The organism is Neisseria sp. P0022.S009, assembly GCF_051956675.1.
Lineage (GTDB): Bacteria > Pseudomonadota > Gammaproteobacteria > Burkholderiales > Neisseriaceae > Neisseria.
In genome coordinates this window covers 1-475 of the sequence record NZ_JBQCXE010000059.1, presented here as the reverse complement: position 1 = coordinate 475, position 475 = coordinate 1, and the positions used below count along the sequence as shown (strand labels likewise).

1 pseudogene is annotated in these 475 nt (G+C 52.2%); it reads left to right on the top strand.

Annotation, left to right across the window (positions count from 1 at the left end):
- Window positions 1–439: pseudogene (locus ACTHUG_RS11425) on the top strand (MFS transporter); the annotation flags it as partial.
- Between the last annotated feature and the right edge of the window lie 36 nt (window positions 440–475).

Genomic DNA, 475 nt, shown 5'->3' with positions numbered 1-475 from the left:
CTTGACCTTCTCCGTCAGCCTGGTGCTTTCCCCGATGATTGCCAGCTTTATCGGCGTATCCGGCCTGTTTGCGCTGACCAGGATCCTGACGGGAATCAGTATCGGCGTGGTTGCTTGGATGACGCCGGAGCCGGAAGAGTCAAAATTGCACGGAGACACGCAGGCGCAGCCTTCGCGTATGGGCGAAGTATTGAGAAACCGCCAGCTGCTCAATCTCGACTTCGGCATTTTTGCCTTGCATGCGGCGCAAATGGCAGTATTTACCGCATTGCCGTTTGCCATGACGCAGTTGGGTTTGGAAAAAATCCATCACTGGCAAGTCTATCTGCCGTCAACCATTACCGGTCTGATTATTATGGTGCCGCTGATTATCGTTGGTGAAACGCGCAACAAACTCAAGCAAGTGTTTGTTCTCGGTATCGTCTGCATTGCCGCGGCATAAATTGGCTTGTTGTTTGGCATGCACTCAATATGG